Raw genomic sequence first — 12,715 nt, 5'->3', positions numbered from 1 at the left:
GTTGTGGTGAAGATAGACCTTTCCGGGCTAATAACCCATAATTTGTACAATACATTATGCTATATAGCAATTGTAATACTCTCTCTCAACATCTAATTTTGTATTAAATCGACAGACAGATAAGATTAAATTTATTGTTACTAACAGTGTAACAGTTGTAGGTTAAAGTAATGGCCGGAATAATCCTATTCCGGCTTTTTATATGGAAGAAAAGGCGGATTTTAAAAACAAATAGATATGAAATTTATGGAATAACTATATCAGTGATAAATTGACTTTTCTAATTACGCAACAGGTTGTTGCGTAATTACAATAGCATGATTATCAAATAATAATAATTGCGCAGCAGGTTGCTGCGCAATTACATTAGGTGAATTTAATTCGCCTTCCAATTGAATAAATTACTGTAAAAATTCTATAGGGTTTGATTAGAAAACATCCACAAACAAAAATTCCTGACCAAGCCAAATCAGTTTAATGAAGAACTCATAACGGAGCTAAATAGTTTGTTGTAATAATGTTTGTCAATAAAACATAATAGGCTCCGTTAGGAGCCCCGTGTTTGTAGAAAAAGTTCTATAAACCACACAAGACTCCGTTAGGAGTCCCCTAATTCCACTTTATCTTCAATAAAATCAAATAAAAATCTATTATCAAATGATACTGAAAATTTTTCAAGAAACTCGCAATATTCCTCACGGAAAGTCTTTCTCTTATGATGTTCTTCCTGATTTAATACATATTTCACAACAGCATCTATCTGTGAATGAGAATATGAGAATACACCATAACCTTCCTGCCAACAGAATCTACCCTTTACCCATTTCTTCTCATTAATGAAATTGTTGCTTTTTACTTTAATTTCTTTCACAAAGTCAGCAATTGAGATTGTAGGCTTAAATCCTACGAAAAGATGTAAATGATCAGGCATACAATAAATTGCCAATACTTTTGCCATTCTTTTTTCAGCCAGCGAGGTTATGTATTTATGTAATTCATCCTTATATTCTGTCTTAATCAAATTTTGACGGCCTTTTGTCGCGAAAACAAATTGTAAATAAATTTGAGAATATGTATTAGGCATAATAGACGATTTACTGGAACCAGGAGACTCCTAACGGAGTCAAATTTGTTATTATCGTATTTCTACAAACACGAGGCTCCTAACGGAGCCTATTATGTTTTGTTGTAAAATATATTAGGAGATGCGAACAAAACTCCGTTAGGAGCCACATGTTTGTAGCAATTTGCCACAACCCTGTTACGGCTAACGGATCCAGTTTTTAAGGAAATTGATTAACAAACACTTAAACAAGCTAAATTTAATAAAGTATTTCCATTCTTCCATAAACAAAAAACTCCTGATCAAGCCAAAACAGCTTAATCAGGAGCTTCTAACATCATCAATTATTTATCCGTAAATCACATTCAACGAAATCGGTGCGCCGGTAAGCAACTTGGAAATAGGGCAATTTTCTTTTGCCAGCTGTGCAAATGTTTTAAATTGTTCTTCTGATACGCCATCAATAGCAGTAGCTTTTAATTCAAGTGCAATGCCTGTTATTTTCTGAGCAACAGGGTCCAGTTCTATCACCGCTTTTGTATCCAGATCACCAGCAGTTATACCCTGTTGGGATAAGATAGCTGATACCGCCATCGTGAAACATCCTGCATGACCAGCAGCAATCAGTTCTTCCGGGTTAGTACCTACGCCGTCAGCAAAACGGGTATTAAATGAATATTGAGTGTTGTTCAACACGGTACTCTGTGTGGAAATTTCACCTTTACCTTCTTTTAAATTACCGTTCCAATGTGCGTTTGATGTTCTTTTCATTTTGTTTGTTTTTTATACCACAAATCTCAGGCTAATAGTTGATATAAACTTTAACCCAGGTTAAAATCGATGATTTGTACATATAATGAAAGGATTTTTTATATTTTACATTCACCCATTTTATGAAAAAAGGTGTAGTTCTTACATTAAACAGGTCTCATGAAAAGATTATTAACCATTTTATTGCTTGTACTCTGCTGTACATCCGCCACCGAGGCGCAACAAAAGAAAAAGATCGGGAATGAAACTCCCGCACAGAAACAACAACGTATGTCCTGGTGGACACACGACAGGTTCGGTATGTTTATCCATTTTGGCCTATATGCCATGCCCGCCAGGCATGAATGGGTAAGAAAATGGGAAAGCCTGACAGATGAGCAATACCAGCCTTACTTTGACCTCTTCAACCCAGATCTTTACAATCCAAAGGAATGGGCTAAACGTGCTAAAGCGGCCGGTATGAAGTACGCTGTACTTACTACCAAACATCACGAAGGCTTTTGTCTGTTCGACTCTAAATTCACTGACTACAAATCTACCAACACTCCTTTTAAAAGGGATATCGTGAAGGAGTTTGTAGAGGCTTTCAGAGCAGAAGGTATCAAAGTAGGGTTCTATTACTCATTACTCGACTGGCATCATCCTGATTTCCCTATCGATGAACTCCATCCCCAGCGCCCCCCTACAGATGATAAAGGCAACGATACCATCTACGCCCGTTTGAATAAAGGCCGGGATATCGCTAAATACCGTACTTATCTTCACAACCAGATCACAGAACTACTTACCAAATATGGTAAGATAGATATTATGTGGCTCGACTTCTCCTACCCCGGATCTCATCCCGGAAAAGGAAAGGAAGACTGGGGCTCTGTTGAACTGCTTAAACTCATTCGTAAACTGCAACCAGGTATTATCGTCGATAACCGCCTGGACCTGGACGAATACGAAGATGGCGCCGATTTCGCCACACCGGAACAGGTGAAACCTTCCGAACTGAAATCATTATACAATGGTATGCCCTTCGAAACCTGTCAGACATTCTCTGGCTCATGGGGATATAACCGTGATGAAAACAGCTGGAAAACCAATCAGGAATTATTAACATTACTCATCACTTCCGTAAGTAAAAGCGGTAATCTGATTTTAAACGTAGGCCCCACTGCCCGCGGTACTTTTGATTATCGTGCAGAACGCGCCCTGGATAGTATAGCCCAATGGATGCATGTAAATGAACGCGCCATATATGGTTGTAAAGAAGCTCCCGCTACCTTTGAGGCACCGGAAAATACTATGCTGACATATAACCCCGTTACCAAACGCCTGTATATACATCTGATGAAATATCCTTCAGGTAGTATTACGCTAAAAGGGTATGGAGGACTGGCAAAGTATACACAGTTCCTGCATGATAATTCAGAAATTAAGAGAGTAATAAAAGGAACAGACATGGTGTTAACATTGCCAGAGAAGCAACCACCGTATACCATTCCAGTGATTGAAGTAGTACTGAAATAAATTAAAAAGAGGGCGCCTCAAAAGTAATTGAGACACCCTCTTTTTATTACATGCCGCGAAAAAATAAGAGTCTGTTTTATACTGCTTTATAATGAGCAGTTTGTGGTGTTATACAGGAAAAAAGTTTGTGTACCACAACCATATTGAAGATAGGTGCCAATGCCGCCATCACGGGTAGTCCGGCGCTTGCAGCCGTATGTTGATCCATCGGGGAAATAAAGCTGGTAACTAGTGGCAGCCGCAGGACCAGTTGACGTCCACTCTACGAGCATATAAGTGGTATTATTACCGTCAATGTAAGTGCAGGTACCGTCAAAGGTGGGCGTACTCACAGATGAATTGGCAGGTGCTACCAGCGTATATTGATGATCCACAGGAGTACCAAGCCCCAGCGATATTTGAATATCCACATTTACTGCATATGGAGTATTATTTACTATCACTATATTGTCCTGACCTGATCTGGAGCTTACTTTTTTGGCTTTTGCTTTTACAGGCGGCTTAGCTGCTCGCTTGTCGATACCATTAAAAGACATAAAGGGCAGGGCTAATACCAGCAAAAGGATACTTAAATTTTTCATAATGATAAAAGGGTTTGAGGGTAATGAAGATATATGAGAGGTATACCGCGGCTATATACCAAGTTAACAAAGCAAAACATTTACATACTAGAGGTTTTGAGAGGGTCAGTCATGTGATTAACGAACTGTATTAAAGTGAATAAATCAAATATACGAATATCCGGGAAATAGTCAATACCTATAAACAGCATGCCCGTTATGCATAGTATCTCTTAATATTTTGGATACATTCTCTATTCAAATATAATCTCTTTCCCTACACTCAATTCATACGCATCCTTCCCCGCCTCAAATATCTTCGCCGGCTCCGATCCTTCCAAAGTAATAGTTTCCCCTTTCACTCTTATCCAACTCCCTTCTCTCAAACCAACAACCGGTAACGGCTGCTGTACCTGAAATTCACGAATCCTCGTCTCCCTGGATTCACCCATATGCAGCACACCCGGAATAGGGTCCATATAATGAGGATTTAAATTAAAAGGGATCAGTCCCATCGTCTGAAAACTGGCAGGATATACAATCGGCATATCATTCGTAGTCTGCATATTCACACCCCCGATATTACTCCCGGCACTACAGCCCAGATAAGGTTTACCATCTTCCACAGCCGCTTTCAGCGTTTCCATTACATGCAGTGCATGCAACTGTTGTACCAGCAGGAAAGTATTCCCTCCACCGGTAAAAAACGCCTGCCCCTTCTGCACTGCTTCAACCGGGTTTTCGAAAGTATGCAGACCGCGGACACGCAGGTTAATGGCAGCAAACGCAGTAGTAACACGACCGGTATATTCATCATGGGAAATCCCACCCGGTCTTGCATACGGGATAAAGATCACCTCTTCTATCCCACTGAATAACTCTTTAATTACCGGTAATAAGTATTCCAGGTAAGTTTGCCCGTGTAAGGTAGATGTACTAGCTAAAACGACATTCTTCATAATGAATGCAAAATTAGCTTTTTATCTTAGATAAGATAGTTTTGTCGATATAAAATGTGCCAAAAGGAATGATACAGGCCAGTAATACCTTCCAGGTAGTTGTACTGAATTTCCACTTATATTCCACACCTACACTCAACGTATTAAACACAAAAAGTACAAACAATAAGCCATGTATAGACCCCATTGTTTTCACCAGTGAAGGATCATGGTAAATGTATTTAAGCGGCATCGCTATACCAGTTAGTATCAGCAGGGAAAGTCCTTCGAAGAAAGCGATCAGGCGCAGTCTTCCGATCTTTGTTTTAATCATGTCGCAAAGTTCGGCGCTAAACCACCTGCCTGTTAGGACAAAAAACGCCTGTTTCAGGACTTTTCAATCATTTTCCTGAAATCCGACGGCGTAACACCTTCATACTTTTTAAACAGGCGGGAGAAATAAGAAGGGTCTTCAAACCCCACTTCATTGGCTACCTCACTGATAGTAAGCTCACTTTGCACCAGCAGCACCTTCGCTTCCAGTACAATAGCCTCATCAATCCACTTGGTAGGAGATTTACCCGTAAGAGTTTTAACAGTTTTATTCAGATGATTAGGGGTGATGTTCAAAAGGGAAGCATAATCTGATACCTGGTGCACACTTTTGATCTTTGAAAAGATCAGTTCCTTAAACCGGCTCATGAGATTATTATGATCTGATAAAGGCTGGTAAGCCTGCTTTGCTTCTGATAACAGGGTCACTAAATACAATTGTATAATATCCGGGTTCTTTAATCCATGCAGCGTATAGTCAAATAACAGTCGCTGAAAGAGGTGCAGTACAAATTGAGCCGTCTGCTCATTTAACCGGATCATCGGGTTTCCCCATACCTTTAAAAACTCGAATTTATTAAACCAACCGGCCAGGGTATCACTATGAAAATTACAGAAAAACCCTTTGTTCACATCCCCTTCCTCGAAAGAGAAAACCTGCCCGGCAGGAACAAATAACATTTCTCCTTTATGGATGGTGTACGACTGCCCCCCGACTTTCATCCTCGCCTCTCCTTCTGTGAGGAAAAGACAGCTATGCGTGGTGGACCTGGAGGCCGGTATTGATCCGGTTATCAGCTGATATATATCTTCTACCCTTACAACAAAAAACTTCCCCTTTTCGGGCTTTAAAATGCTTTTTAGTTCAGGCTTCATGAACCTGGTCGTAAAAGTAGCAGGATTGTATACTTTTATCTCTTTCATATTCGGTTGATTACTAGTCGGATAAGGCTCATCCTTCGTTCATCCTTCGTTCGCGAACGAAGGATGAACGAAGGATGAGCGAATCTCTACCCTGATCAGGACGAATCAACTCAATAAATATTTTACTCCTCATCCTCATCTTCCATCAAAGCTTCCTCTATAATTACAGAAGGTAAGGCTTTTTTGGAATTGATTTTCATCTGTTTCATCCGGTGGGCCTGACTTACAAGATTCCCTTTTCCATCCGTCATTTTCTTTTTAGAATCCTGAAAAGCTCCTGCAGCCCTCTCTAAATGAATCCCTATTTTTTCAAATTCCTCTACAAAAGAAGCCAGCTTATCATACAATTTCCCGGCCCTTTCCGCAATGGCTTTGGCATTCCTGTCTATACTGTCCTTCTGCCACATATCATTCACCAGTTTCATAGCGGTAATGATATTGGTAGGACTGATAAGGATAATCCTTTTCTTATATGCATACTGCCATAAAGTAGGGTCCGTTTGCATAGCCGTGATATATGCCGCTTCCACCGGGATAAACATCATCACAAAATCAAGACTGTTCGTAACATCCTGGTAAGACTTCCCGCTTAACCCGTCTATATGCGCCTTGATAGAACGCACCAGCAAAGCCAGCTGCTGTTGCTGCAAAACCGGGTCAGTAGACTTATAGAAGTTCTCATAATGAATGAGAGATACTTTAGAGTCGATCACGATAGTACGGCTGTCCGGATATTTCACCAGCACATCCGGCTGTATGCTATCCCCGTCATCATTGATACTGCGCTTCTGCACGAAGTAATGGATATCCTTTTGCATACCGGTATATTCCAGGATGCTTTCCAGGATCATCTCCCCCCAGTTACCCTGGTGTTTCACAGAACCCCGGAAAGCCTGGGTAAGGTTATTCGCCTGTTCGGAAAGCGTCTGGTTCAGGGTCATCATATGCACCACCTGCTCTCTTAACGAAATACGGTCATCTGACTCTGTTTTCAGCTTCGCGCTGAACTCCTGCTTAAAAGAGGAGATATTCTCCTTTAAAGGGTCTAAAATCGCTTTTAAAGAGCTTTCCTGATCCTTATTGAAAGCGTTCTTTTTTTCTTCCAGGATCTGGCTGGCCAATACCTTAAACTGATTCTCGAATTTATTACCGATATTCTCTATCTGATTAAGTTGATCGTTTTTATAATCCAGCTGTACTTTTAACTGAATATTTTCAGATGTTAATACCTGTAGTTTCTGTCGCATTAATACAAAAGCGAGGATAACGCCTGCTATGAAAGCAAGCAGCATAATGAGGATGATATTTACCATGATAATGTGTTTTTGGTTATTTACCGCTGACGTACTTATTCCCTTTGATAATAAAACGGTAAGGCAGCAGTGCATCTTCTCCTGCATAATCAACACCTATCCGGGGTGTGGCAGCAATATCTTCTTTTTTGGGTACAAAGCCATCTGAGGCGATAATGATCTCATCCTGTAACAGACTTCCACCGGTATGTTTAGTGCCAATGCCCAATGCTTTGGATACATTACCCGGACCTCTTGTCAGTGTATAATCCAGCTTCTTTTTACCCGTACGTTGCAGCATGGCTGGAATCCCTTCCATCGGTTCTACTCCACGCACCAGTATAGCATGAGGAACATCCTTTATGTTGGTAACAATATTAAACAGGTGATGAATGCCATAACAAAGATATACATAAACAGTGCCCCCGGGATAATACATGACGCTGGTCCTGTTAGTATGACGCCCCCCATAAGCATGTGAGGCTTTATCTTTCACACCGGCATAAGCTTCCACTTCCACAATACGGCCGGAAGTAACTATACCATCAAATTTTGTAATGAGGACTTTTCCTAATAATTCCCGGGCAATCTTTAAAACATCTGCCCGGTTGTAGAATTCCTGTTCCAGTTTTACCATAATATATAGCAATCGGCAAAATAACGCTTTTTATAAGCATTTTGTGCTATGGGGAATCTGCCTCTTTTTTGTTATCTTTAAATAAACCTCATCTTTGCTTAACCTGATTCTCAATAATGAAAACATAGGCACCCATTTGTCTCCTGGTATGCCGCTGCTGGATTTTATCCGGTATCATCAACACCTGACCGGTACCAAAACAGGCTGCAACGAAGGCGACTGCGGTGCATGTACCGTGCTGATAGGTGAACTGAGAGATAATGAACTGCAATACCGCACCTTCACTTCCTGCCTTACTCCTTTAGGAAATGTACAGGGAAAACATGTTGTTACCATAGAAGGGATCAACATGGATACACTCACACCTGTTCAACAGGCAATGGTAGACCAGTCAGCCACGCAATGCGGGTTTTGCACCCCCGGATTTATTGTCTCCCTTACCGGCTTTTGCCTTGGCCGGCAAACAGATCCTATTGCAGCTATAGACGGGAATATCTGCCGGTGTACAGGCTATAAATCCATAGAGCGGGCTGCCGCCACCGTAAAAGAATTACTGGTTTCCAGGAATGAAGAAGAGCCGATAGATTTTGCCGTAGACCATGCCATTGTACCGGGATATTTTAAAGGGATAAAAGAGCGACTGGAATTACTCATAGCTGTAAATGGGGAACATGCTTTTGAGAATGCAGAAGAATTGCAGATGAATACACAACTGGTAGCCGGTGGCACTGATCTGTATGTACAAAAACCGGAGGAGTTGATGGAAATACCCCTGAACTTTGCCTGGAATGCTGCTAAAGATATCACTAAACAGGATAACATCATTACACTGGGAGCGGCCGTAACTGTCAGTGATCTGCTGGAATCTCCCATTATGCAGGCTCACTTCCCGGAATTAAAAAGTTATATCAAAAAGGTATCCTCTACTCCTATCAGGAATATGGCTACCATCGCCGGTAATTTTATCAATGCCTCTCCTATCGGAGACTTTACTATCTTCTTTCTTGCATTGAATACCATACTGGAATTTAATAACGGAAGAATATTACCTCTGGCGGAATTATATAAAGGATATAAAGAACTGGATAGAAATCCGGATGAATATATTCAACGCATCACGTTCGAATTACCTTCATTATTTCACTTTGAAAAGGTAAGTAAACGCACACACCTCGATATTGCCAGTGTAAACACTGCTATCAATATTTCTGTAAAAGGGAGTATTGTTAGTGGTGTTCGTATTTCAGCAGGTGGTGTAGGGCCTGTTCCTCTGTTGCTAAAAGCAACAATGGCTTATTTAACAGGAAAAAAGATAAATGAGAATGTAGTAGCAGAAGCGATACAGACCGCCTGGAAAGAGATCAGTCCGATCAGTGATACCAGGGGTAGCGCTGAATATAAACGCTTACTGTTAGGGCAACTGATAAAAGCCCATTTCATTACATTGAAATTACTATGAAAAATATAGATTCCCATACACATGTCAGTGGTCAATCAGTATACCTCGATGATATCCCTTTAACACAGGGGACATTATTCGGCGCTGCCTATGGCTCTCCCGTTGCACATGGAATCATTACTTCACTACACCTGGAAGAAGCATTACAGGAACCAGGCGTAGTAAGAATATTCACTTACAAAGATATACCCGGAGAAAACCAGATTGGTGGTATTGTGCCGGATGAACCTTTACTCGCAGAACATCATGTTCACTTTTGCGGAATGCCTGTTGCGTTTGTAGTCGCGCAGACAAGAGAAGCTGCAAGGGCTGCTGTGAAAAAGATAAAAGTAACAATTGATAAACTGCCTGTCATCACAGACCCCAGAGTTTCTACAGAATTTATCGTTCCTTCCCGTACTTTCAGTATGGGAGATACCTCACAGGCATGGGAACAATGTACCGCTGTATTTGAAGGCAGTGCAGATATCAACGGGCAGGAACACCTTTACATAGAAACACAGGGCGCTTACGCCGTGCCACAGGAAAATAAAGCCATCCGTATTTACTCTTCTACTCAAGGCCCTACCGCTGTACAACGTGCCACATCCAGGGTACTGGGTTTACCCATGCACCAGCTGGAAGTTGCCGTTACCCGCCTGGGCGGAGGGTTTGGTGGGAAGGAAGACCAGGCCAATACATGGGCAGCATTATGCGCGCTGGCCGCCTGGCATTTAAAGAAACCCGTGAAATATGCCCTGCACAGGATGGAAGATATGGCCATGACAGGCAAGAGAAATCCTTATGTGGCAGACTTTAAAATAGGACTGGATGCTTCATTAAAGATCATCGCCTATGAGGTCACCTTTTTCCAGAATGCAGGAGCATCTGCTGATTTATCTCCTGCGGTGATGGCACGTACATTATTCCATTGCACCAATGCTTATTTCATCCCGCATGTAAAAGCTACTGCCCATTGCTGCCGTACACATTTACCACCTAACACCGCTTTCAGAGGCTTTGGCGGGCCACAGGGTATGTTTGTAATTGAAGCGGCTATTGCATTGGCAGCAGAGAAATTACAGGTGGCCGCAACGGTCATCCAAAAAGCAAACCTTATTAAACCAGGAGAAGAATTTCCTTATGGCCAGATAGCTCACAGTGAAGCACACAATAGCTGGGACAAAGCTGCTGAATTATACAAACTGGAAGAATTACAACAGGCAGTAAAAACATTCAACGCCAATAATAAGCTGTATAAAAAAGGGATTGCCTGTATGCCCATCTGTTTTGGTATTTCCTTTACCAATACACTGATGAATAATGCCCGCGCATTGGTACATGTATATACGGATGGTAGTGTTGGCATCAGCACAGGTGCTGTAGAAATGGGTCAGGGGGTGAATACGAAAATCTTACAGGTAGCTGCCAGTGTATTCTCTATCTCTCCTGATAAAATAAAAATCAACCCAACCAATACTTATCATATTGCCAATACCTCTCCTTCTGCGGCCAGTGCTACCGCAGATTTGAATGGCAAGGCTACTTTAATCGCCTGTAATGCTATTCTTACTCGTTTAACGCAGGTAGCAGCAGACTGCTTCCCCGATACTACTATTACGATAAAAAATGAACAGGTATTGGCAGATGGTCAGCCCACTGGCTGGGACTGGAAAAGACTTCTTTCCGAAGCGTTTACCAGAAGAGTGAACCTATCCGAACATGCTCATTATGCTACACCGGAAATACACTTCGACAACAATAAGGAGAAAGGACATCCTTTTGCCTATCATGTATACGGTACGGCTATACTGGAAGTAACCATTGATTGTTTACGCGGCATTTACACCACTGATGCCGTAAAAGTAGTACACGATTTTGGGGCCAGTATGAATACCGATATAGACCGCGGACAGATAGAAGGTGGTATCGTACAGGGTATCGGCTGGATGACCATGGAAGAAGTGGTGTATGATAAAGAAGGACGGTTACGTTCAAACGCGTTATCCACTTATAAAGTCCCGGATATTTATGCAGTTCCTCCCGTATTGGAAATAGAAGCCCTGCAAACCAAGCAGGATAACCTGGCTATCTTCCGGTCTAAAGCCGTTGGAGAACCTCCCCTTATGTATGGTATCGGTGTATGGTTTGCATTACGTAATGCGATCCTTGCTTATCATCCATCCGCAGAAATCCCTTTTACCACGCCCATGACCCCTGAAAAAGTATTAATGGCGTTATACTCAAAGAAGATAATGGAACATGCAAAAGAAGCTGGCTACATGGCAATTGATCAGTAAAAGCCTTTTACAGAATATACCGGTGATGCTGCTGTATGTGCTGGAAAGCCATGGTAGTAGTCCGGGCAGACAAGGGTTTTGTATGGCAGTGAACCTTACTGGTGAAATGGAAGGATCTATTGGTGGTGGCATCATGGAGCATAAATTTGTGGAGATGGCAAAGGAGTTGTTGCGGCAGGAAGGCGCGTTGTTAACTATCCGGAAACAGGTGCATGATAAAAGTTCTTCCCAGCAGAGCGGGATGATTTGTTCCGGTGATCAGACTATCTTATTATATCAGTTACAAGCTGCTGATATAGATGTTGTATCTGCAATTATACTTGCTGAAAGTGAGATACCAACATCTGAGAAGTTAGTATCTGGAACTTTAGTATTATCCCCTTCGGGAATTGCATTTAGTACCGATATCATCCCCCGGAATCATTTTGTTATTCATTCTGAAAAAGACTGGCTATACCAGGAAGTAGTAGGCTACCAGCATAAAGTATTTATTATTGGCGGCGGACATTGCTCATTAGCTTTGTCTAAGGTTATGAAGATGATGGATTTTTATGTGCATGTATTTGATACCCGTTCAGACTTACATACTATGTTACAAAACAACGATGCACATGAGAAAACGATTCTAGGTGATTACAGAGAGCTGGGAAATATTATTCCTGAAGATCAATACATAGTAGTAATGACTTTTGGATACAGAACTGATGATATTGTATTAAGAAGCCTGATGAATAAACCTTATAAATATTTAGGCGTATTAGGTAGTCAGACTAAGATTAATAAGATGTTTACAGATTATAAAGAAGAAGGTATAAATCAGGAGCTCTTAGACAGGATGCACGCCCCGATAGGAATACCCGTAAAAAGTCAGACTCCTGAAGAGATAGCAATAAGTATTGCAGCAGAGATTATACAGGTAAAAAACGCCCATCTGCCCTAAT

The 12,715-nt window shown here is 41.4% G+C and carries 12 protein-coding genes; 4 read left to right on the top strand and 8 right to left on the bottom strand.

Annotated elements, in window-relative coordinates; genetic code table 11:
- Positions 1 to 598 precede the first annotated feature (598 nt).
- Positions 599 to 1,084, bottom strand: a complete 486-nt coding sequence (gene tnpA / locus BMW86_RS22260; RefSeq protein ID WP_089784149.1) for an IS200/IS605 family transposase — start codon at positions 1,082 to 1,084, stop codon at positions 599 to 601.
- A gap of 327 nt (positions 1,085 to 1,411) precedes the next feature.
- Complete coding sequence (locus BMW86_RS22255; protein ID WP_089784148.1) at positions 1,412 to 1,834, bottom strand: OsmC family protein; 423 nt, start codon at positions 1,832 to 1,834, stop codon at positions 1,412 to 1,414.
- Positions 1,835 to 1,993: 159 nt separating this feature from the next.
- Between BMW86_RS22255 and BMW86_RS22250 the strand changes: the two genes are divergently transcribed.
- A complete protein-coding gene (locus BMW86_RS22250; RefSeq protein ID WP_089784147.1) occupies positions 1,994 to 3,352 on the top strand; it encodes an alpha-L-fucosidase in 1,359 nt (452 codons plus the stop codon).
- An 86-nt stretch (positions 3,353 to 3,438) separates the two neighbouring features.
- Here the strand turns inward: BMW86_RS22250 and BMW86_RS22245 are convergent, their stop codons facing one another.
- The 6 genes from BMW86_RS22245 to BMW86_RS22220 all read right to left on the bottom strand — a co-directional run bounded on the left by BMW86_RS22245 (position 3,439) and on the right by BMW86_RS22220 (position 8,036).
- A complete protein-coding gene (locus BMW86_RS22245) occupies positions 3,439 to 3,933 on the bottom strand; it encodes a hypothetical protein (RefSeq protein WP_089784146.1) in 495 nt (164 codons plus the stop codon).
- 233 nt (positions 3,934 to 4,166) lie between these two features.
- Complete coding sequence (pepE, locus tag BMW86_RS22240; protein ID WP_089784145.1) at positions 4,167 to 4,871, bottom strand: dipeptidase PepE; 705 nt, start codon at positions 4,869 to 4,871, stop codon at positions 4,167 to 4,169.
- Between the two features lie 13 nt (positions 4,872 to 4,884).
- The gene (locus BMW86_RS22235; protein WP_089784144.1) at positions 4,885 to 5,184 is read right to left on the bottom strand and encodes a DUF3817 domain-containing protein; all 300 of its coding nucleotides are present in this window, start codon (positions 5,182 to 5,184) and stop codon (positions 4,885 to 4,887) included.
- 53 nt (positions 5,185 to 5,237) lie between these two features.
- Positions 5,238 to 6,107, bottom strand: coding sequence for a helix-turn-helix domain-containing protein (locus BMW86_RS22230; protein WP_089784143.1), 870 nt, complete (start codon positions 6,105 to 6,107; stop codon positions 5,238 to 5,240).
- Between the two features lie 122 nt (positions 6,108 to 6,229).
- A complete protein-coding gene (locus BMW86_RS22225) occupies positions 6,230 to 7,420 on the bottom strand; it encodes a DNA recombination protein RmuC (RefSeq protein ID WP_177189358.1) in 1,191 nt (396 codons plus the stop codon).
- A 16-nt stretch (positions 7,421 to 7,436) separates the two neighbouring features.
- Entirely contained in the window at positions 7,437 to 8,036 is a 600-nt protein-coding gene (locus BMW86_RS22220) for a DNA-3-methyladenine glycosylase (RefSeq protein ID WP_089784141.1), read from the bottom strand.
- A 94-nt stretch (positions 8,037 to 8,130) separates the two neighbouring features.
- Between BMW86_RS22220 and BMW86_RS22215 the strand changes: the two genes are divergently transcribed.
- Genes BMW86_RS22215 through BMW86_RS22205 form a run of 3 tightly spaced genes read left to right on the top strand, consistent with a single transcriptional unit; the run spans position 8,131 to position 12,714 of the window.
- Complete coding sequence (locus tag BMW86_RS22215) at positions 8,131 to 9,495, top strand: FAD binding domain-containing protein (RefSeq protein WP_255372979.1); 1,365 nt, start codon at positions 8,131 to 8,133, stop codon at positions 9,493 to 9,495.
- Complete coding sequence (locus tag BMW86_RS22210; RefSeq protein ID WP_089784139.1) at positions 9,492 to 11,774, top strand: xanthine dehydrogenase molybdopterin binding subunit; 2,283 nt, start codon at positions 9,492 to 9,494, stop codon at positions 11,772 to 11,774. Before BMW86_RS22215 ends, BMW86_RS22210 begins: the two co-directional genes overlap by 4 nt.
- The gene (locus BMW86_RS22205) at positions 11,737 to 12,714 is read left to right on the top strand and encodes an XdhC family protein (protein WP_089784138.1); all 978 of its coding nucleotides are present in this window, start codon (positions 11,737 to 11,739) and stop codon (positions 12,712 to 12,714) included. Before BMW86_RS22210 ends, BMW86_RS22205 begins: the two co-directional genes overlap by 38 nt.
- Position 12,715: the final 1 nt, after the last annotated feature.

This window comes from Chitinophaga sp. YR573, from assembly GCF_900110995.1.
In the GTDB taxonomy this organism is placed as follows: Bacteria; Bacteroidota; Bacteroidia; order Chitinophagales; family Chitinophagaceae; genus Chitinophaga.
Note: the sequence above shows the minus strand (reverse complement) of the source record. Positions and strands in the feature narration are given on the sequence as shown.